Source organism: Gallibacterium salpingitidis (genome assembly GCF_030517105.1).
Lineage (GTDB): Bacteria > Pseudomonadota > Gammaproteobacteria > Enterobacterales > Pasteurellaceae > Gallibacterium > Gallibacterium salpingitidis.
The window spans coordinates 1,912,366-1,936,630 of the sequence record NZ_CP103875.1; the positions used below are offsets into that span (position 1 = coordinate 1,912,366).

Annotated in this window: 9 protein-coding genes; 3 read left to right on the forward strand and 6 right to left on the reverse strand. The window is 41.3% G+C overall.

Going from position 1 to position 24,265, the window contains the following annotated elements:
• Positions 1-23 precede the first annotated feature (23 nt).
• From typA to NYR30_RS09260, 3 genes are all read left to right on the forward strand, one after another.
• Positions 24-1,877 carry a translational GTPase TypA gene (gene typA / locus NYR30_RS09250; RefSeq protein ID WP_066108409.1) on the forward strand — a complete coding sequence of 618 codons (1,854 nt, stop codon included), beginning with the start codon at positions 24-26 and terminating at the stop codon, positions 1,875-1,877.
• 70 nt (positions 1,878-1,947) lie between these two features.
• Complete coding sequence (gene gntR, locus NYR30_RS09255) at positions 1,948-2,949, forward strand: gluconate operon transcriptional repressor GntR (protein WP_066108412.1); 1,002 nt, start codon at positions 1,948-1,950, stop codon at positions 2,947-2,949.
• Positions 2,950-3,140: 191 nt separating this feature from the next.
• Positions 3,141-4,334, forward strand: coding sequence for an MFS transporter (locus NYR30_RS09260; RefSeq protein WP_066113661.1), 1,194 nt, complete (start codon positions 3,141-3,143; stop codon positions 4,332-4,334).
• 11 nt (positions 4,335-4,345) lie between these two features.
• Here NYR30_RS09260 and NYR30_RS09265 read toward each other — a convergent pair whose 3' ends face one another.
• From NYR30_RS09265 to kdsB, 6 genes are all read right to left on the reverse strand, one after another.
• Complete coding sequence (locus tag NYR30_RS09265) at positions 4,346-5,293, reverse strand: gluconeogenesis factor YvcK family protein (RefSeq protein ID WP_066113659.1); 948 nt, start codon at positions 5,291-5,293, stop codon at positions 4,346-4,348.
• Between the two features lie 237 nt (positions 5,294-5,530).
• On the reverse strand, positions 5,531-19,255 hold the full coding sequence (locus NYR30_RS09270; RefSeq protein ID WP_367401239.1) for a YadA-like family protein: 13,725 nt from the start codon (positions 19,253-19,255) through the stop codon (positions 5,531-5,533).
• Positions 19,150-19,650: an ESPR domain-containing protein gene (locus tag NYR30_RS09275; protein WP_302500716.1), complete on the reverse strand. Its 501-nt coding sequence runs from the start codon at positions 19,648-19,650 to the stop codon at positions 19,150-19,152. The genes NYR30_RS09270 and NYR30_RS09275 overlap by 106 nt, the downstream gene beginning before the upstream one ends.
• A gap of 1,376 nt (positions 19,651-21,026) precedes the next feature.
• Positions 21,027-21,578, reverse strand: a complete 552-nt coding sequence (gene pgsA / locus NYR30_RS09280; protein ID WP_066109088.1) for a CDP-diacylglycerol--glycerol-3-phosphate 3-phosphatidyltransferase — start codon at positions 21,576-21,578, stop codon at positions 21,027-21,029.
• Positions 21,579-21,652: 74 nt separating this feature from the next.
• Positions 21,653-23,476 (reverse strand): excinuclease ABC subunit UvrC, encoded by a 1,824-nt coding sequence (gene uvrC / locus NYR30_RS09285; protein WP_066111509.1) that lies wholly within the window; start codon positions 23,474-23,476, stop codon positions 21,653-21,655.
• Between the two features lie 3 nt (positions 23,477-23,479).
• Positions 23,480-24,259 (reverse strand): 3-deoxy-manno-octulosonate cytidylyltransferase, encoded by a 780-nt coding sequence (gene kdsB, locus NYR30_RS09290; RefSeq protein WP_066111507.1) that lies wholly within the window; start codon positions 24,257-24,259, stop codon positions 23,480-23,482.
• Positions 24,260-24,265: the final 6 nt, after the last annotated feature.

The window sequence follows — 24,265 nt, forward strand, 5'->3', positions numbered from 1 at the left end:
GAATAAACGAAGATAATTTTCAGATGAAAAACGATTTAGATATTAGTAAGTTGCGCAACATTGCCATCATTGCGCACGTTGACCACGGTAAAACCACTCTCGTTGATAAACTTTTACAACAATCAGGTACATTAGAAACCTCTCGTTCTGGCGATAGCGATGAACGTGTAATGGATTCTAATGCATTAGAAAAAGAGCGTGGTATCACAATCCTCGCTAAAAATACCGCCATTAACTGGAACGGTTATCGTATTAATATTGTAGATACTCCGGGACACGCCGACTTCGGTGGTGAAGTAGAACGTGTATTATCAATGGTTGATAGCGTTCTCTTATTAGTGGATGCTTTTGATGGCCCAATGCCACAAACTCGCTTTGTAACGCAAAAAGCCTTTGCGCATGGTTTAAAACCGATTGTGGTAATTAATAAAGTTGACCGTCCGGGCGCACGTCCAGATTGGGTAGTTGATCAAGTGTTCGATCTGTTTGTTAATTTAGGTGCAACAGATGAACAATTAGATTTCCCTATTATTTATGCTTCGGCATTAAATGGTGTTGCTGGTTTAGAACACGACGAACTCGCAGCCGATATGACGCCATTATTTGAAGCAATCGTAAAATATGTTGAGCCACCAAAAGTCGAATTAGACAAGCCATTCCAAATGCAAATTTCACAACTAGACTATAATAGTTATGTTGGCGTAATCGGTATTGGACGCATCAAACGTGGTTCAGTGAAACCAAACCAAGCTGTCGTCATTATTGATAGCGAAGGAAAAACCCGTAACGCACGTGTCGGACAAGTATTAGGACATCTTGGTTTACAACGTTATGAAGAAGATATTGCCAACGCTGGCGATATTATCGCTTTAACTGGTTTAGGCGAGCTAAATATTTCCGACACTATCTGTGATGTAAATAATGTTGAAGCCTTACCTGCACTAACTGTTGATGAACCAACGGTAACAATGTTCTTCTGTGTCAATACTTCACCATTCTGTGGTCGTGAAGGTAAATATGTGACATCTCGTCAAATTCTTGAACGTTTAAACAAAGAATTAGTCCATAACGTTGCTTTGCGTGTTGAAGAAACCGAAGATCCTGATGCATTCCGCGTTTCTGGACGTGGTGAATTACACCTTTCAGTATTAATTGAAAATATGCGTCGTGAAGGCTATGAACTTGCGGTTTCTCGACCAAAAGTAATCTTCCGCCAAATTGATGGTCGTAAACAAGAACCTTTTGAGCAAGTGACTATTGATATCGAAGAACAGCATCAAGGTGCTGTAATGGAAGCGCTTGGTATTCGTAAAGGTGAAGTGCGTGATATGGTGCCGGATGGTAAAGGACGCACACGTTTAGAATACATTATCCCAAGTCGAGGTCTAATCGGCTTCCGTAATGAGTTTATGACAATGACTTCTGGTACTGGCTTACTTTACTCAAGTTTCAGCCATTATGACGATGTTAGACCGGGTGAAATCGGACAACGTCAAAACGGAGTCTTGATCTCTAATGCCACTGGTAAAGCCTTAGCTTATGCGCTATTTGGTTTACAAGATCGTGGTAAGTTGATGATCGAACATGGTGCAGAAGTTTACGAAGGGCAAGTTATCGGTATTCATAGCCGTTCTAACGATTTAACCGTAAACTGCTTACAAGGTAAGAAATTAACGAATATGCGTGCTGCAGGTAAAGATGAAGCAGTTGTCTTAGTTCCACCTGTTCGTTTCAGCTTAGAACAAGCGTTAGAATTTATTGACGATGACGAATTAGTTGAGGTAACTCCGGCATCAATTCGAATTCGTAAGAAATTCTTAACCGAAGTTGAACGTAAACGTGCTAACCGTACTACAACAAGTACCAGTACACGCTAAATTCTGATTTCCTACTCCCGCCATTTAGCCTAAAATAGCGGGAGTTTTTTTATCTTTTGTTGTTGTTATCATGAGTGTACCGCACAAACGCCCAACCCTACAAAATATCGCCGATCATCTCGGTTTAACCAAAATGACTATCAGCCGTTATTTGCGTAATCCTGATTCAGTAGCGCCTGATACACGAGAAAAAATTGCTAAAGCTATCGAAGAGTTTGGTTATATTCCTAATCGAGCGCCAAGTATGCTATCGAATGCGAAAAGTCGCGCGATTGGTGTTTTAGTTCCTTCTTTAACCAACCAAGTGTTCGCTGATGTCATTAAAGGCATTGAAAAAATTACTGACGAAGCCGGCTATCAAACAATGTTAGCTCACTATGGTTATAGTCTGGAGAAAGAGGAAAAACGGGTTGAATCGCTTCTTTCTTATAATGTTGATGGCCTGATTTTGTCAGAAAATCAACATTCCGAACGCACATTAAAAATGATAGAAATGGCGAATATTCCGGTGATTGAGATTATGGATAGTAATCAATTGGGTATTCAACAAGTTATAGGCTTTGATAACACCGTTGCCTCACAAGCAATGGTCGAAACAATGATTCAGCGCGGACATAAAAATATCATTTATTTCACTGCGCGAATGGATAAACGTACACAATTAAAAATGCAAGGCTACGAATTAGCAATGCAAAAACATGGGTTAACGCCGCATAGTATGATCACTGAATTGCCATCTTCCTTCTCGCTAGGCGCAGAACTGCTTCATCAAGCAATGGCAAAACACCCACAAATGGATGGCATTATGTGTACCAATGATGACTTAGCAGTTGGTGCATTATTTGAGTGTCAGCGTTTAGGGATCAGCGTACCGGAACAGATTGGTATTGCTGGTTTCCATGGTCACGATGTAGGGCAAGCGATGAAACCTCAATTAGCCAGCGTGATTACGCCGCGTTTAGCGATTGGGCAACGTGCCGCAGAAGAATTACTAAATCGGATTAATGGTATTCCGCAGCAAAGCAGTATCATTGATTTGGGGTATCATATTCATATTGGCGAAAGTATTTAAAAAATATGCGGTTATCACGACCGCATATTACAAACTACTGATAAACCTACTTTATTGATGTTATATAAATAACAAACAGATACCGCATAGCAGTACACTCTTCAATTTAAAGAGAGTTTCTCGCACGACAACATATCATTTCGAGCATTTTGACAACAAAAGTCACCACAATATACGACTGGAAAAATAAAATGAAAAACACAACTAAAGAACCATTATGGACTGCTGAATTTACTGGCTACGGAATCAGTAGCAGCGTATTTTATATCGTGCAATATATTATGGTATCCGCTCTACCGATTGTAATTACCCTCTCTTACGGTGGTAGCGCGTTTGATGCCGGTATGGCAATGACTTGCTTCCAAATTGGTTGTATTCTCTGCCGTCCTTTTGCCGGAGAACTGATTGACAGCCTAAACAAAAAGAAGATGCTGCTCTTTTCCACTGGGTTATTTTTTCTGATCACCGCAGCATTTAACTTTTCTCCCTCTGTTGAGTTTCTTTTTATTTATCGTTTTTTCCAAGGAATGTTATTTGCTATCGGTACCACCGTTGTAGCGACTGTGGCGGTTTTGGTACTACCCAATACGCGAAAAGGTGAAGGCATTGGCTATTTTGCAATGTTCGTCAATATCGCAATGGTAATCGGGCCATTTTTCGGCTTACTGATCTTAGATACGCTTGGCGATCAAGCGCTCTTTATTGCTTGCGCTATGATCGGTTTAATCGGCTTTTATGCTGCTAATCGCAAGCCTTTACCAGATACTCTAGCTATCGCCAAACCTCGAGGAAATAAAGCCTGGAATCTCGCACGTTTTATCGAAAGTCGTGCTTTTCCTTGGGCCTTAATGGGATTGTTTATGAGTTTTACCTATTCAGGTATTTTGGTCTTCGTACCAATTATGATGACAACAATGGGTATCGGTACCCTTGCTAGTTATTTCTTTGTGATTTTTGCCGTTACTATTGTGATAACTCGTCCATTTATCGGCCGTATTTACGATTATTATGGCGCCTCTTATCTTATCTACCCCGGCTATATTATCTTTATTCTCGCTATGGCATTACTCAGTATGGCGGAATCTGCTGTTGGTATTTTTATTGCTGCACCTATTTTAGGGCTTGGCTATGGCGCAATTGCTCCTGCGTTTCAAACTTCCAGTGTACAAGTTATACCAAGTGAACGGGCTGGCGCGGCTACTGCCACTTACTTTTTATTTCTCGATCTCGGTGTGGGATTAGGATCAGTACTGCTCAGTATGCTCGTTAGCGCCTTTAACTTTAATATTATGTACTGGATTAATACCTTAATTGCTTTGATTGGCTTACTGCTCTATCACTTTGTCGTCCGCAGCAAAGCAAAAGTCAATATCAAAAAACTCTAACAAACAAGAAATTAGGCAAAACGCTTTTGCCTAATTTTCACCTCATCAATAACATCTTCCAATGCGTGGCTTAATAAAGCACGATCATGTCGATAACTAACATCATCAGCATTTAATCTGCGTTCTAATACACAATATTGTTGCTTAAAATCCGTTGATAATACTGTGTTTACATCGGTAATCACACCATCAATTATCGGCTTACCAATATAATTATTCACCCATTCTACTCGATTCTCTAAATTCAATTGCGCTGACGGGCTATGTTCTACCCCTAAATTATCAATAAAAATTTTAATCGCACTGCTTTGTGCCAATGCTGCTCTCACTTCACTCAGTAATAACGGCGGCATAATGCTGGTTAAAAAACTACCCGGGCCAAACAAAATAATATCAGCACGATTAATTGCTGTTACTGCTTCTGGTGTTGCCGCCACCGCAGGTTCTAAACTTAGCTGCTGTGGAATATCTGCTAAATTATCGATACTCACTTCACCGATAATCATTTCGCCGCTATTGAGCTGTGCTGCAAGATGAGCGGGCTTTTCCGACATTGGAATAATAAACGGCTCAACGTGTAATAACTCACGAATTAAATTCACTGCATCTAACGGACGTACTTTGATATTTTCTAATGCTTTTAACATTAAATTACCTAAATTATGCCCAGCTAACTCACCCTCACCATCAAAACGATACTCAAAAAGTTCAGAGGCTGTTGTTGGTGTGGTAATAATTTGGTTTAAACAATTCCGCAAATCACCCCACGCAATACCGCCAAATTGACTGCGAATTCTTCCTGTTGAACCACCATTGTCCGTTGTAGTAACAATCCCGGTTAAACGAGAACGCATAAAGCTCAATGCAGACATTACCCGACCAAGTCCATGCCCGCCACCAATCGCCACAATATGCCGCGCCTCATTTAAATTAGGGGTAACAACAGAAGAAAATGACATAACAAAACCTTATGATAATTTTTATAGTAGTGAAAAGTGAGCTAATCGAGTGAAAACTAAATTTTTAGCACGCTAATTTGCTGCGTTATTTTAGCTTTGTTTATTATTTTAGTCGATAACTGCTCTAAATTTAGGTGATAAACCGTTCCCCTCTTTAATGAAATAAAGAGGGGAGATTTAAGTACAAAAAAATAGCGCCCAATTGGACGCTATTTAATTAAGTTTATCTCCTTTAAATTACCAAGAGTAACCTACGCTGACAGTACCTCCTGTATCACCGCTGCTGGTTGACATACCTGATAAACGGATACCGAGTTTACCATTATCTGACAACTTAGATACACCAATCGCCACTGCGTTTTCACCCTTGAAGGTTGCCGCACCAACAGATACTGTTGCACGACCTGGTTGTGAAGTTTGTACTAAACCTGCAGTTGCCATTGCACCAGCAATACCGCCACGAGATTCCTTAGTTAAGTTATCAACTCGTTTGTTAACTTTGTTGATCTCTTGTGTAGTATTAGCAGCCATACGTTTCAGTTGACGAACATTCACTGCATCAGTGTCATTAACACCTTCCGCTACACCACGAATACGAGTTGGTTTGTCTGCTGTACCAACATTTAACACATTAGTACCATCGCTATCTGTGCTGGTATTCATAGTGACATTACCGCCAATAGTGATTTGTTTGAATTTAAGATTATCTGCTAAATTCACTTTATAGATAGTCTTATCACTATTGCTGGTGTCTTTTGTCACTTTGATATTACCATCGTCATTAGCTACTTCGACATTTGCTTTCTTCGCTACTTCTTGGATAGCTTCACCAACAGTATTCTTACCAGTACCGCCGATACCATCTTTACCGTCTTTACCAGTCACTTTGCCATCTTTATCGATGCTCTTAATACCTAAGAGATCTGCAATTTGACCGCCATTGACTGCTTCTTTGCTTTCCTTAGCAATTGTACCATTGGCAACATTGCCTAAAGTTTGTGCATCACCTACTTCGTTACCCTTAGCATCATATGCGACAAGTTTTACGCCTTTAGGTTTAAGTTGTTCAGCATCCTTTGTTTCTAAATCAAGTGAACCATCTTCCTTAACTAAAACAAACGAATCACCAACTTTAGCTAATGGTTTACCATCCTTATTCACATATGTCATAGGCATACCGTTAACGCTGATGGTGTAGCTAAAGGTTGTTTCACCAGATTTCTCTGTTTTGGTTTCGACAGCAGAGATTTGTGTATTCGCGCCAGCTTTCACTTTCACAGTGTCGCCCAGTTTCATCGTCTCTTTACTGGTCGAGGCTTCACCATCTTTACGTGTTTCAGTCGCGATACCTATACCTTTATCAAGCTCTGTCTTAATATCGCCTGTCGCATCACTGACCTCTTTGATAGCCCTGTCCATTTGACCCTTATTAACAGCATCGTTGTCAGCTACGGCATCAGCAATATTACCCAACTTAGTTGGCTTATTAGTGCTGCCATCAGTACCTACCACTGAAAGTTTAGTTGGTGCTGTCTCTTTCAAGCCAGCAAGTGCTTTAGCTTGACTATCATCAGCAGCATCAGCATCAGCTGTCACTGGGACAGTATATTTGTCATCTGTATCCTTAGTATACCAACCAGCAGGTTTACCCTCACCAGCTTCACCTGCCGCTAGATAACGTAGACCTTTATCTTCTAAGGCTTTGATATCGTCAAGTTTATATGACTTACCATCAACCTTGATGATACGGTTATTGTTATCATCGGTGTAGACTACAGTACCCGCAGTACCATCGCGAAGTGCATCCACTTTATCGATGATAGAGCCGTTGTCCACGCCGTCTTTACCGTCGTGACCATTAACACCGTCTTTACCGTTAAGACCTAACTCTGCCTTAAGGGCATCTAAAGCACCCTTAGTTACAGCAGAATCGTCTGAGTCACCATCTTTGATACCAGAGATAACAACACCAGCATCACCGTCTTTACCATCTTTACCGAAGACAACATCGCCATCTTTCGTAGTAGTGATAGTCGTTGTTGTAGCTCCATCTTCACCATTGTTAAGTTTCACCCCTTCAAAAGTTGGAGTTTTCTTCATTTCAATGCGTAAAGTATCATCACCATCTTTATGGGTAATCAAGTTATCTGGTGAGTATTGGCCAGCATTCGCTTTTTCATTTTCACCAGTACCATCTTCCGTTCTATAAACAGTATTACTACCCTTGATATTCAAGATAGAGCTTAATGGACGACGAATGATAGAGTCATCGTTACCCGCAAAGCTTAAACCCTCAATCGCTACAGTTTGGAGGTCTCTTAATGTCACTCCTCGGTCTAAACCACTCTCTTTTGTTAATAGACCATCCACTGCTGCATGAATTTTAGCGGCTTTAAGTTCCTTAGATACCTTATCACGTAAAGCAGTAAGTTGAGCTCTGGCAGCATCATTACCACCGTCAGCCGCTGTCTTAAGCTCGTCAAAAGATTTGTAAGTCTCATCAGCTTTGAACCCTTCCTTAGCCTTAGCATCCACATCTTTTTCAGTCAATGCTACATCAAGATTATCCGCCAAATTCGCTAAGGTGACTGGTTTGGTTGTTTGACCATCCGCATTCACCGCTGAAAGAATCACTTCGCTAGCATCAACAGGAGATGCTTTTATTTCAATAGCAAGTTGTGCCAATGTTTTACCATTTTTAGCATCAGGTTTCAGTGTACCATCAGGGTTAAATTGACCCTTTTCATACCACAAGCCATCACTAGCACGTGCATAATCGTTACCAGGAACACTATCCTTGTAGAATACCCCGTTTTCTACTAATAGACGGTTACCATCTTTATCAGTATAAACAACAGTACCCGCTACACCATCACGTAAAGCTTGAACCTTAAGTGCGGTACTTAAGCCGTTTTGACCGTCACGACCTGCAGGTCCAGGAAGTCCGTTGGCACCTGGGTTACCATCCGCACCGTTCTTACCTGGGATACCTTGAGCACCTGGTTGTCCTGGTTGACCAGCTGGACCAGCGATAGATTTACCATCTTGACCAGTCGCACCATCCACACCGTTAACTGGACCATCACCAACTTTCATAGCAAGGTCAGCTACTCGACTTTCAGTTAACTCACGAGCAATAGCTATAACTTGAAGGTCTTTCACCGCAACTGCGTTGCTAAGATTATCTTTTTGACCTACTAAGCTATCAATAGCATCTTCAATCGCTTTATCCTTAGCGGCTTGGTTAAGCTTGTTCGCTGCAACGGTTAAGTAAGCCTCTTTCACGTTTTGGTCTACAGTGTCTTTGTCCCAATCCTGAGCAGCATTTTCAGCTTTTGGATTATCCTTCACATAAGCGGCTTTCGCTGCGGCAACCACTTCTTCACTTTCATTGGTGTACTCAGCTGGTGTTGCTACATTCAAGTTCTCTTTCACGTTTTTGAGTGAAATGAGCTTGCTAACGTCACCTTGCGCATCGACAAGCGCAACGGCTGCAGGAGACTTACCGCCATTCAACGCATTGTCACTATAGGCATTGTAGGCAGCTTCAGCACCTTCGCCTTTTACTGTGTACCAACCAGGAACAGCAGTTTCAAGACCGCTAGCGCCCTCACCTTTAAGACGATCAATATCCGCTTGAGTCAAGTACACTGCTTTAGCATTAGTGATAGTCTCCGCATCTGTCGCACTGTAGAACTTACCATCGGCAAGTTTCTTCAAGTTGTCCATGCGATTACCTTGGTCATCAAGGTAAACCACAGGGGATTCTAACTTATTCACATAGGTGTTACTTGCATCACCAGAAAGATTATCAAGTTTGTTCTTAATGCTTTGAGCTAAATCGATAGTCACTTTACCATCAGCCGCATTAGTCACTACGTAACCTTGTGTACCGTTAATGCCTAGAGCAGTTCCAAGCGCACGGTTTACTTCGCCTTTATCACCTGTGAAAGTTAACCCTGCCAATCCTAAGGTTTGTAAATCACCTAAGGTTGCCGCATTACCTAACGCTGCTCCTGTCTTAGCGTATAAACCGCCAAGACCGTCTTTATTAGTACCAGCGACAGATGTGCGAGCTTTAGCCACGTTGTCAACAGCTAATGTCTTAGTTGCTGTCAATTCCTCTTTCGCTTTGGCAATAAGCTTAGTAGCATCTTCTGCTGAGTTCTGCTTATAGTTAGTCCATTGATTCTCTAAATCATCCGTGATGTTTTCCTTCTTCGCATAGTCAGCTTTCGCTTTGGCGTCTGCTTCCGCTTCACTTGCTGCTTGTACTGACACATCAGCAAGATTACGTGCTAAGTTCGCTAAAGTAGTTGGAGCAGTGGTTTCACCATTCGCATTCACCGCTGATAGGATAACGTCTTTTGCCGCAACGTAGTTAGTGCTGTTTTTGTAGTCATCACCACCCGCAATATCACGAAGTGATTGACCTTTCACATTGTCCTTCACGGCAGCATCTGTCAAGGAACCATCAAGGTTGACGTACTCTTTGTCATACCATAAACCATCGTTGGCTTTGACTTTACCCTTAACAAGATCCACTTTGTAGTATTCACCGTTTTCTGCTAATAGGCGGTTACCCTCTGTATCGGTATAAACAACAGTACCTGCGATACCATCACGTAACGATTGGATCTTATTGGCAAAGGTAGTACCGTTTTGACCGTCACGACCTGCTGGGCCAGGAAGTCCGTTAACACCAGGGTTACCATTATCACCGTTTTTACCTGGGATACCTTGAGCACCTGGTTCACCTTGTGCTCCGCGTGGACCAGCGATAGATTGACCGTCTTTACCAGTCGCACCGTCAACACCGTTGATTGGGCCTGTGCCAAGCTTGTCAGCGAGCTTATCTACACGCCCTTCTGTTAATTCGCGAGCAATAGCTATAACTTGAAGATCTTTCACCGCAACTGCGTTGTTAAGGTTGTCTCGTTGGGCAACTAGTGTATCAATTGCTAACTCTACTTTATCATCTGGTGATAAAGCACCTAAAGCAGTTGCGGCAGCTGCATCAATATAAGATTTCTGACCAGCTGCTCCAAATTCTGTCCAGCTTTCCTCTGTATGGTTAGCAACATCTTCAGCGATATAAGCTGCCTTCGCTTTCTCAATGACTTTAGCATCACTCACTAATGTCGCTTTAAGTGCGTCATCCGTGATATTTTCTTTCACGTTTTTGAGTGAAATGAGGTTGCTAACGTCACCTTGCGCATCGACAAGAGCAACGGCTGCAGGAGACTTACCGCCATTCACCGCATTGTCACTATAAACATTGTAGACAGCTTCAGCACCTTCGCCTTCTGCTGTGAACCAACCAGGAACAGCAGTATCAAGACCCTTAGCACCACCATTTTTAAGACGAGTAATATCCTCTTGAGTCAAGTACACTGCTTTATCACTAGCAATAGTCGCCGCATCTTCTGCGCTGTAGAACTTACCATCGGCAAGTTTCTTCAAGTTGTCCATGCGTTTACCTTGGTCATCAATGTAAACCACAGGGGCTTCTAGCTTATTCACATACGTGTTACTTGCATCACCAGAAAGGTTATCAAGTTTGTTCTTAATGCTTTCCGCTAAGTCGATTTGGATAATGTCAAGAACATTGTCACCGCCAGAAGCTTTGGCTGCGGTGGTCACATAACCATCTGTACCCTTAATATTGAGGGTTTGTGAGAGTGAACGACGAACTAATTTAGTTGAATCAGTTCCATCATAGTCATCACCTGCAAAGTTGAGACCTGCCATCGCCACTGTGCGTAAATCGCTTAAAGTCACCGCACGGTCTAGGTTAGTGCTTTGACCTAGCAAGCTAGCTACCAATGGTTGTGCTTTTTCAGCAGTTAAACCTGCTGCTTTGGCTTGGTGTAGGTATTGTGCTTGTTGAGTGGCATTTAGGTTACCCCATGCCTCGTTTACATTACCTGAAACATTCTCTGCTTTAGCAAATAAGTCCTTAGCGGCTGCTTCATCTGCTGCTTTGTTAGTCTTATCAGAATCAGTTCCTGTCGCAATACCAGTGGTTGGTAATACCAAATTATCCATCAAGTTAGCCAAGGTGATAGGTTTGGTAGTCGTACCATCCGCATTGACGGTAGAAAGGATAGCGTCTTTGTCTGCAACTTCTGTTGCTCCTTTAGCGGCGAGGTCAGCGACTGCGGCATAAGTGCCAGAACCATCTGTAGGTACGGTATACCAACCCTTACCGCCATCAAGACCTGTCAATGTTTTACCATCTTTCTCTGCTTGTGCCTTAAGTGCTTTGATATCTGCCTCACTTAAGTATTTCACCTTAGCATCAGCAAGATTTTTCATCGCATCTTGGGTGTAAAGCTTACCGTCACCTGCACGAACGAGGCGTTCACCGTCTTGAGTGGTATATACCACTGTACCAGCGATACCATCACGTAAGCCCTCTACCTTATCAAGGATAGATTTACCATCTAAACCATCTCTACCTGCTGGACCTGGGCGACCATCGGCACCGCTAGCACCGTCAGCACCATTCATGCCTAAAGCATCTTTAAGGGCATGAAGTTGTTTACCTGTAATCGCATCAGTCGATGTCTCTGATACATCACCATCAGCTACACCAGTGACCTTAGCTCCGTTGACATTCACTTGTGGTAAGGTTGTTCCAGTTACCTCACCTCCAGCTTTTGTTGTAGAACCCTCAGTAAGGGTAATTTGCGCTGGGGTATATGTTTTGCCGTTATTTGGATCTTCATCATCAGCAGTCTTCTCACCTGTGATAGAGCTAATACCAGTCAATGCCTTCGCTAATTGGATAGTGAGGGTATCATTAGCAGCAGTCACGTTGATGTTGCCCGCAGCGCTTTTGAATCTCTCAACAGCTTTCGCATCTACGCCCTCGCCCTTGATATTCAAGATTTGTGAGAGTGAACGACGGACCAATGTAGTCGCATCAGCGCTATCGTAGTTATTACCCGCAAAGCTTAAGCCCTCAATCGCTACGGTTTGGAGGTCTCTTAATGTCACTCCTCGGTCTAAACCACTATCTTTTGTTAATAGACCTGATACCGCTGCGTGAATCTTAGCTGCTTTAAGCTCGTTAGATGCTGCTGTACGTAGCTCTTTGAGTTTCGTTTGGGCATCAGTATTGTTACCGTCAGCCGCTGTCTTAAGCTCGTCAAAAGATTTGTAAGTCTCATCAGCTATGAACCCTTCCTTAGCCTTAGCATCCACATCTTTTTCGGTCAATGCTACATCAAGATTATCCGCTAAGTTCGCTAACTTGATTGGTGAAGTGGTCTTACCATCCGCACCTACGGTTGAAAGGATAACCTCAGAGTCTGAGATATCATTACCAGCACCGTAAATGTCAGCAAGAGTCTTACCTTCTGCAAGGTGAGCTTCTTCTACATTACCCTCTTTATCTACAAGATTTTCGGCATACCATAAGCCGTTATTGACTTTTTCAAGACCTTTAAGTTTGTCATCTTTAGAATCGTAGAACTTACCGTTTTCAACCAAGAGACGTGTACCATCCGCCTTAGTGTACACCACGGTACCAGCAATACCGTCACGTAAGCCTTGAACTTTATTGTTCAAGCTTGTGCCGTTCATGCCATCTTGACCTGCTGCACCATCTTGACCATCACGTCCTGGAATTCCCTTGTTGTCGGCATAGTTAGCTCCGTCTTTACCGTTGCTACCGTCAACACCGTTGATTGGGCCTGTGCCAAGCTTGTCTTCCAATTTGTCTACTCGACCATCGGTGATCTCACGTGCCTTAGCCACTACTTGAAGGTCTTTCACCGCAACTGCGTTGTTGAGGTTGTCAGCTTGTGCGACTAAATCATCAATCGCTTGTTCAGTAACTTGATCATCAGTGAGATTGTTTTTGGCAGTAGAAATCAATTTTTCTTTATCAGCAAAACTCTCCCATGGTGTATCACCATGATCTCCAGGTTTATAATCTTTTTCAGCTGCTGCTGTCGCAAGTTTTGTCTTCACTGCGTCACGGTCAATATTCTCTTTCACGTTTTTAAGTGAAATGAGTCCTTTAACCTTGCCTTCATTACCAGTCGCTGTATTATTTACATCCACTAAGGCAAGCGCATCACGTTTTGCTTCTTCTAGTTTTACTTTTGTATATGTCTTACCAGTAGCATCTACCTTATACCAACCTTCACCATCAAAACCTTTCAAAGCCTTATCTTTTTCAAGTTCAGTCACCTGTGTTGCTGTGAGATATTTCGCTTCGGATACTTTGGCTTTTTCGGTTTCAGTGTAATACTTACCATCATCTAACTTAGTCAAACGGTTACCGTCTTTATCTACATACACCACAGTCGCATCGGCATTCGCTGCTGCTTTGGTTACGTATGTGTTGTTAGCATTGTCGGCTAAATTAGCTAACTTATCTTTCACACTTTGTACAAGATCGATAGAGATCGCATCATCACTTGCTGAAGTTGTAATGTATCCTCCTGCTGTACCGATAATACGCAGAGTTTGTGATAATGAACGTTGCACTGAGCCAGTATCACCAGCAAAAGTCAAGCCAGCTAATGCTACAGTTTGCAGATCTTTTAACGTTACTGCTCGATCGAGGTTAGTATCAAGATTTAGGAACTGACCTACTGTATTGCTAGCATAAAGGGCTTTAGCTGCTGCTAAAGCATTGTTAACAGCAGCTTCTTGGGCGGACTCCTCATTACCAGCAGCTGCTTTTAGTTTGGCTACAAGAGCTTCATAAGTGGTTACTTTCTCTTCATCAGTTTTATCTGCGTTATATGTCTTAATCGCTTGTTCTTGGATATCTTCCTCAGTGATTTGTAAGTTATCCGCCAAATTCGCTAACGTGATTGGGCTGGTCGTTGTACCATCCGCATTGACAGTAGAGAGGATAACGTCAGCAGCGGCAACATCTTGTTTGTTACTTGCGGCTGTGTTGAGGTCTTTAAGCGATTTACCTTTTAATGCAGCAAGTGCTTGTTCTTTTTCAGCCCCATCAACTTTTTCATTCGCTTCTGCTAATGCTTCCTTATAATCCTCAGTGAACTCACCATTTGCATCAACATAGTCTTTGTTATACCACAAGCCATCATTCGCTTTTTCAAGATTGGCGTCTGTCACAAGCTTGGTGTGGTAATATTGACCGTTTTCCACTAAGAGACGGTTACCGTCTTTATCGGTATACACCACAGTACCTGCCATACCGTCACGTAGACCTTGAACTTTGGCATTTAAGCTGGTGCCGTCCATACCGTCTCGACCAGCGGCACCGTCTACGCCATCTCGACCAGGAGCACCAGGGATGCCTTTACCGTCAGTGAGATCTCGACCGTCAGCACCATCTTGACCATCAACACCGTTGATTGGGCCGTTACCCACTTTAGCAGCTAAATCAATAAGATATTTATTGGTGTAATAAAGTTGTGAACCGTTAATCGCATCGGTAGAAGTCGCTGATACCACGCCAGCTGCGACGTTTTGAAGTTGACGTTCTTTGCCTGCACTACCAATAGAGAAGGCAGCGATTGTTTTGCTCGTACCAGCATTTGCAAGAGCAGTTTTAGCTGCATTAAGTTCTTCTAATTTAACCTCTTTTTGAGTCTCATCTGTACCATCTTTAACTTTATCATACTCTGCTTGTGCTGCTGTCACAGCTGCATTTAGTTCATCATATTTTGCTTTGGTAAGCGCATTAGCATCTGTAGCCGCACCTGCTGCTGTACCTGTCACACCTGCAATCAAATAATCACCTGTGTTGACACCATGTACCTGAGCACCATCACCTATAGCCACAGCATAAGCAACATCGGAATTACTATCAGCACCAATCGCAATACTACGTAGTGCTGTAGCCTTGTTATTAGAACCAATCGCGATAGATTTAACCCCAGAGGCGGTACTTTTAACACCGATCGCTATAGTATTAGTATTGCTTGAAATAGTGCCGTCACTGCCCAAGGCCACTGCCCCACTTGCAGTTGCTTGAGTTTCCCAACCAAGAGCAACTGCATTGTTGGCTGTAGATAGAGCGAAGCTACCAATAGCTATATTATCACCTCCGACAGCTGTTGTAGCTTTAGCTTCATAACCAATTGCGATTCCTCTTTTGGTACTGGCTTGAGCTTTATTACCCACAGCAATACTCTCGGTACCAGTAGCACCTGAATGATCTTTGTCGTAGTTACTGTTAGCAAGTGCTGCTTCAGTAGGTTTAGTACTATTTACATTAAACCAATTAACCCCATCGCCAATGCCGAGTTTAGTACGCCATGTGTTCCATACCGCATTTTTCGCATTGGCTTCATCAATCGCCTTTTGCTCCTCTGCTGTTGGTGCGCTTGGATTCGCAGACTTTGGCACTTTCACTAGCTCAGGCAAGCCTGTACCATCTGTCTTCACGTAACCAGTTAAATCTTGATTAAAGCCAGATATTATTGAATAAAGTTGTGCACCGTTGATGGCATCAGTGGATGTTTCGCTGATAAGACCCGGTGCTACCCCTTGAAGACGGCGAAGTTCTGTGCTGCTACCAATAGTAACGATACCCACAGGGGCGTTTTTAAGTATGTCTCTGTTGAAATTAAAGGTTAATTGGTCGTCAGTAGTCTCATTCTTACCATCTTTATCAAACACAAAAGAGCTATACGCTTCAGTACCTGCTGTTGCGCTAGTGAAATTACCTGCTTCATCTTTTGTTGCCGCAACTGCTGCTACGTTATCACCTAAATACACAGAACGAGCCGTATCCGCAGTAAGTTTCTTATCAGAGGTGCCATTACCTAAAACAAACACTTGGTCTGCAGTGACCTTAACGTTATTACCAATAACGAAAGAGCCTTCTTCCTCGACTTCCGTTTCTTCATTACCAATTTGAGAGTTATTACCAATCACATAAGAGTTATCGTAATTTACGTTATCAGGATCACCAAAAGCACCAGAGTTTTTACCTAATACTTGGTGACCAGTACCAATAGCAATGGAGTTCACACCGCTTACCCTACTGCCTTGACCGATAACGATAGCATTCTCAGCATCTTTAGTTGACTGTGCCCCCGTACCTAATACGATAGAGTTTTTAGCTAACGCACGTGCACGTTTAGTATCATTATCACCCTCTTTTTCACCATCTTTACCACCAATCACAATGGCATTTTCACCCGTTGCTTGTGCTTCAAAGCCGATAGCGACAGCGTGTTTGCCTTTGGTACCCGCTTTGTCGTAGACTTCGTTAGCACCGTCCATTTTCCAAGAACCGGTAGTGGCTTTCCAACCTAGAGCAATACTGTCTTCACCAAGCGCACCATCATTGTCATAGTTAGTGTTGGCTTTTAGTGCCTCAAATTCAGCTGCAGTTACACCGAATGTTCTACCAGAGTCTGCGGTACCTGCTTCTTCAATTTTTGCGCGAAGTTTAGTATAAAGTTCTGCTTTTTTCTGCGCTTTTTCTTGTGCCGTCATTGTGTTGTTATTATTCAATTTTTCAGACTCTGTAATAATCTCTTGATAGACAGCATCTAACGAAGTTGCTACTTGAGCGATAGTTTGATCATTATATGTACGGCTGTTTCCTAGTTCGGTAACACTATCAGAGAACTTATTAAGTTCTGTTTCATTAAACTCAGCCCCGAGTAATTCTTTGACTAAGTTATAACCTACAAGAATGGTTTTTAAACGTACATAACGGTCATAGTCATTACGTCCAGCCAATTTATCAGTAAGTTTACCCGCTTCACCTGTGAGACTATCACGTTCTACTGATAAGAACTTCGCGCCTGCATTAGAGTCAACTTCTGCGATTTGACGCTCGAATTTTTCATCTAAAGAGCGTAATTGTGCTACGTTAACTGCATCAGTATCTAATAAGCCTGATGCCACATTGATGACACGACGAGGTGCTTCTTTAGTACCGACAGAAACCACACCGTGTCCAAGTACGGTAGGAATCGCAATCGTGCCCTCTGGCGCATAACCTGGCTTACCAAGATCTTCAGGTTTATAACCTACAGTATCAGATTGATAACCAAGTGAGACGGAATTTTCTAAGTTTACGCTCGCACTATTACCAATAGCCATGGCTCCTGCTGCTTCTGCACGTGCAGCAATACCAAATGCAGTGGCATTTTTGATATTTCCACCACCTTTTACATAAGCGCCCGTACCGATTGCCATTGAGTTAGGGGCAAAAGAATTCGCAGAGTAACCAAGTGCGAGGTTATTTTCACCATCAGCGTAAGCATTTACCCCTAAAACTATAGAAGCTTTAGCCTTATCAGTTGCATGAGCATGAGAACCTAACACTACTGCCGATTGAGCATCTGCAATCGCTAAATAACCCATTGCGATGGTATTACTTCTTAAAGCAAAAGAATAACGACCAAGAGCAAGAGCGTTTTCTACATTTCCGCCACCAGTATCTGTTCCCACCTTGGTTTTATAAACTGACGTATCACCAATTTTTAGATATTCTTTTGTCTTATCTTGTTCAACAAGAGAAACGTCCTTTTTTTCGACTACTGCTATATCTCCATTCTTTCCTGCCTCCCAGAGTTGGTTATTAGTAGTCTTAAGAAATCCCTCTAAAGGAACCCAACCCTGTTGTGCTTGTTCTTGGTCTAAGTGGTAGGTTACCGAACCATCTTTGTTAAATTCTGCGTAATCTTTTTGCCCGAAAGTTACGTACTCTTTACCCTCTAGTAAACCATCTAAGAATTTCACTTTATGAGAAATATAGAGATCAAAGGTCTGATTAACTACCTGATTGATACTACCATCAGTATTAACCAACTGTAATGCTTGGTGTTTTCTTTCTAGTTCATCTCTTAACACAGTGTAAACATCGCTATTAAGTTGCGCACCTGCTAAGGTAGAATGCCCCATAGCTAAAGAGCCTTCACCTACCGCTTTAGCATTAAAACCATAAGCAAAAGAACCTGCAGAAGAAGATTCTACTTTATTACCAATCGCAATAGAGTTTTTAGCAAATACGAATGATTGTTCACCCATCGCTGTACCACCAACTGCATCTGATGCCACGAATGAACGAAGACCTACTGCAGTAGAACGGTCAGCCAAAGCAAAAGAGAGAGAACCTAACGCAGTAGATACTTCACCACCCGCTACAGAGCGTGAACCGATAGCGATAGCCCCTACCTTAGCAGCATAGGTTGGAGAGAAAATACGATAGTCCTTGCCATCCTTATCTATTATATTGTATTTGCCATTAAAACCAGACTCTCCGTCGAAAAACCAATAAGCAGTTCCAGTTCCCATAGTTTTGGAAGCATATAGATCTTTGTAGATGTTCTTAATAGTCTCATCTGGTAACTTATCTTGGTAAGCAGATGTTTTCCAGTCGCTAGAGCCAATCAGGTCATCATTACCTATTGCTATAGAAGAGTCTCCTTGTGCATATACATTAGAACCGATTGCTACACTTTGTGAACTTGCACCAGAAAAGTTACCCACCACAACAGATTGGTCTCCACGTCCTTTTGAGTCCGAACCAATAACTGTTTGTGATCCACCACTACCAGCCCAAAAATCAGCACGAGAATTAGCTCCGATCACAATTGAATTGGTAGAATCTATCACAGAATTATGACCGATAATAACAGAGCTAGCATTAATAATCTCATTGTTTATCACAGATTTATCATCTTGCTTAAGTCCATGAAGATTGGTACCAATAGCGACAGTATTCTCACCACTAACATTTATTGAAGAAGCAATAGCAACACTGCTCTTTGAAACTATAGTATTGTAACCAAATGCTAATGCACCTGATCCTGAGGCTTTTGCTCCAGCACCAAATGCTAATGTACCTGATCCTGAGGCTTTTGCTCCACTACCTACAGCAATGGAATAGTCTCCTCCTACTTTTGCATCAGCACCAATAGCGACAAAATTTCTGTAAAGATTTCCTTTATCGTCTTTTTGACAAACGGAATTATCCTTATCCTCATCATTGTTTGAAGTAATGCCTTGGTACTGAAACGCCAAATTGACACCACCCTCACCAAAACAATGACCCCAGTCACCTTCCGAGGCACCGATTCTAAACCAGCGTTGTGTAATAGGCCAACCATCCGCCCCCACGCATCAGTCCACGGTGTCAACACCCCAGCTGCAATAAAACTAACTACCGCCAATGGCGATAATGCAAAGAATTTAACTTTTTTGTTTTGAGATGAAAAATAGGTAGGATTTTTTGAAGTTAGAGAAGAATCAAATTCCCCCCCCCCAAGCATATTTGTTACTACATCACGACTTTGTTGTTTTTCTGATTTTTCTTTACCATGGCTTTTCGTTAATTCTGATACAGCAACAAAAATTCCTCTGGTTTTATCAAAAATTACTCTAAATATATGGTTCATGTAAACTCTCTTAGTCTATGTGTTTGTAAAATCTAAAAATTTCTTTTGTCAATTTGAAGTGTCAATTCAAAGGCAAGAAAACCTGCTAAAAACAAATCATCCAACAATAATTAGCTATTTAATTCTAGCAACTCTATAAATCTATGTAAATAAATAAACTTAACACCCATTACAAAAACAGATTCTCAATATACCAAATATACATAACGCAAACGTTTTCGTTGTTACGGTTATGTATCAATATGTTAAAAAACGATTATCCTATTAAAATGATTTCATTCTTTACTATTTATTCAATCATAAAAATATATATCATTATGATAAATAAAAACATTTCACCAACTCACCTTAGATTGTCTTTATAAAAAATCAGTCCATAGCTTAATAATTACTCAACTTTTTTGCTTATCTTTTCGACATATTTTGTCATCTCTATCTTGTCAAAGCACCGAACAAAAAACAAAAAACTTTTAAAAAATACGCTAATTTTTGATAAATTGGCTGATGATTATTAAAAAAAAGAATAAGAAAATCGATAAAATAAAGTTATCTTTCGCTTACAATTTACATTACGAAATCATTATTAATTTTTCTTTATAAAATAATAAGTTATTAAAGCAAGTATCACTTTTTATCTCATTTCTTTAAATTTTCAATTAATCTTTTATTCGGTGGAATTTAAGGCTTATTTTGTTTATTTTTATATCGAAATTTACATCAAACTAAACTCTGTATGAATTTTGCGATATTCCCGTTTTGTACCATAGCGATGTTTTATCTACTTTTGCGATAGATCAATTTCTAAAAATTTTCTATCCAATCTTAAAGAAGGCTTCTGCTGTTGAAATTTATAGGGAGAGGTTCAGGGATAGGGGAGATTTAGATAATTTTGTGATAAGGATTTTGTTGTTGGTAAAAAAAGGAGCTATCCAAGATAGCATCCAGTTTATTGACAAAGTCAATGATAAAACTTTTAGCTAAATTATTTCTTATCCATAATTTAGGTTTCGCCCTAAAGGGCGACTTCATTTTATTCGCAAGTGAACTTCATTCACTTGCTCACCCTACGGGTCGTTGCAAGCAACGTTCAAAAAGCTAACGCTTTTTGTCATTGCTTGTGCAAAGAAAACGAAGCAAAAGAAAGCACACCCTCGCACTCTTGCTAATCCTCATTCCAATAAGATTTCCCGGGCGGCAAAAAAAGAGATTTTTCTCGCAAGCTCGAAAAATTAACAGCTTTTTTTGCCTGAAAATCTTATTTGCATTCGGGCAAGAGTGAGAGGGAACCCAAAACTATTTTATAGAAATTTTTGACAAAATTTAGGGTTGTTAACAGTCTGGAGCTATCTAAGATTGCTCCGACAAATAAGGTAGGATTAATCTTCTTTTAATAAACTCTCTTTCGCCAGAGTTAGATATTGCCACATTGACCATACTGTCAAAATAACAGCAATATAGAGTGCAATAATCGCGATAATCTCCATCGTTGGATTATAACGCCACAACAACCCGATCAAAGCAATCATTTGAGAAGTCGTTTTCACTTTACCCAACCAAGAAACAGCAACTTTATTTCTGTCACCTAATTCCGCCATCCATTCACGCAATGCTGAAATAATAATTTCACGAGAAATCATTACAATCGCCGGAATGGTAATCCAGAAAACGTGGTAATGTTGTACTACTAATACCAACGCTGCTGCGACCATTACTTTATCGGCAACAGGATCAAGAAAAGCGCCAAAACGGGTGGTTTGTTTCCATCTTCTCGCTAAATAACCATCTAACCAGTCGGTAATCGCTGCGACAGTAAAGATAATCGCTGTCCATAAAGGCGCCCAGCTAAAAGGTAGATAAAATAGAATAATAAAGAATGGAATTAATACTACGCGGAAAAAAGTCAAAAAGGTTGGAATATTTAATTTCATTTTGATCACCAGATCACTTAACACTCGTTGCAGCTATTGTAAAACATATTTGTCAGCTTTGCCTATAACGAAAATCAATGTTTTAAAGTTTCAAAAATGGTTTCTGCTAACGTACGCGAAATTCCCGGCACCGAAGCAATCTCCTCCACTGTCGCCGCTTTCACTCCTTGTAAACCACCTAAATATTTTAATAACGCTTGTCGGCGTTTTGCACCTACGCCAGCAATGCTTTCTAAACCACTTTGAATAAAAGCTTTTTGCCGTTTTTTACGATGCCCAGTAATCGCGTGATTATGCGATTCATCACGAATATGTTGGATTAAATGCAACGCTAAACTATCCGGCGCTAGATGAATTTCATGTTCAGCATCACCAATCAGTAACGTTTCCAAACCCGCTTTACGGTCAACACCTTTAGCAACACCAATCAATAACGGTTTACGTTTATCCCAGCTAACATTTAATTGGGCAAACACCGCTAACGCGCGATTAAGCTGCCCTTTACCACCATCAATAAAAATAATATCCGGAATCTTATCGGCACTCAGATCTTTGTCGTAACGTTTTTTCAATGCTTGTTCCATTGCTGCATAATCATCACCATTGGTGCCTTCAATATTGAAACGACGGTAATCTGCTTTTAATGGCCCTTCGTGATTAAAGACAACGCAAGAGGCAATAGTATTTTCGCCCATCGTATGGCTAATATCGAAACATTCCATACGCTGAATTGGCCCCATATTTAACAAGGTTTGCAACGCTTGATAACGTTCTTCAATACGGCTTTGTTGCTGCAATTGTGTACTTAACGCTACTTTGGCATTAGTGCGTGCTAATTGTAAATAACGCTGCTTATCGCCTTTGACCTTATCTTGAATTTGGATTTGACGCCCTGCCTGCTCGCTTAATAATGCCGCCAGCATCTCTTTATCTGCTAACGTATGATCCAGCACAATACTATCTGGAATACTGCGCCCTTGATGTGCTTGTAAATAGAATTGTCCTAAAAAAGTTTCAATCACTTCCGCTAAACTGGTATCGGCAGGAATCTTTGGAAAATAACTACGGTTTCCTAAAATTTTGCCATGACGAATAAATAATACCTGTACACAAGCTAATCCAGATTTATAAGCAATGGCAATAATATCAATATCATCTAAACGATCATTACTGACGAATTGTTTTTCCATTACTGAACGCACCGCCTGAATTTGATCTCGATAACGGGCAGCTGCTTCAAAATCTAATGCTTGGCTAGCTTGTTCCATTTTGTTGATCAAATAGGTCACTACCTGCTGATCCTTGCCTTGTAAAAACAATCGTGCCAGATCGACTTGTTGTTGGTACTCTTCATCAGTAACATAACCCGCCACACAAGGCGCTAAACAACGTTTAATTTGATATTGCAAACAAGGGCGGGAACGGTTGTTATAAACACTATTTTCACATTGGCGAATTGGAAATAGTTTTTGCATTAAAGAGAGGCTTTCGCGTACCGCTGATGCGTGCGGATAAGGGCCAAAATATTCACCGGCAATTTTTTTCGCCCCTCGATAAGAGGTAATTCGCGGATGGCGTTCATTCGTTAATAAAATATAAGGATAAGATTTATCATCACGCAATAATACGTTATAACGCGGCTGATATTGCTTAATAAAGTTATGTTCTAGCAATAAAGCTTCAGTTTCAGAATGGGTAATAGTGGTATCAATATGATCAATAGCGGCAACAAGCGATTCTGTCTTTTTGCTATTCACTTGCTTACGAAAATAACTGGATAAGCGTTTTTTTAGATTCTTCGCCTTACCTACATAAATTACCGTATCATTACGATCATACATACGATAAACGCCCGCTTGTTCGGGCGCATCGGCTAAAAACTTTTTCGCATCAAACATTGCTTATTTTGCTGATAATAATTGACGAACTTTGCTTAAATCTTCTGGGGTATCCACGCCTACAGCCGGCACTTCAAGCGCGGTTTCACAATGGATACGCTCACCATTCCACAATACGCGCAGCTGTTCTAATGACTCACATTTTTCCAATGTTGTTGGCGCCCACGCAACATATTGACGGATAAATCCGGCTTTATAAGCGTAAATACCAATATGGCGCTGATAATTTTGTGCTGCAATTTGATATTGTGCTATTTGTTGTGGCTGTTGATAAACAGTAGCAAATTGATCACGATGCCAAGGAATCACTGCACGAGAAAAATACAAGACATAGCCATTTTTGTCCGTTAATACTTTCACCACATTTGGGTTAAATAACTCTTCAGGCTCATCAATACGCACTGACAACGTCGCCATATTCACTTGATATTTTTGTAAATTATTCGCTACTTGCTCCACAATCACCGGCGGAATCAAAGGTTCATCACCTTGAATATTGACTATCACTTCATCATCCGGTAATGCCAGCTGAGTTACTACTTCCGCTAAACGCTCTGTTCCCGAAGAGTGATGTTCCGCCGTTAAACAAACTTCACCGCCAAACGCTTTTACCGCTTCAACAATTTGCGGATGATCGGTAGCGACAATAACGCGTTTAGCACCGGATAATTTTGCCTTTTCCCAAACGTGTTGAATCATTGGTTTACCTGCAATATCTGCTAATGGTTTACCCGGCAAACGGCTAGAGGCATAACGAGCTGGAATAATGACGCTGAAACTCATCTTATT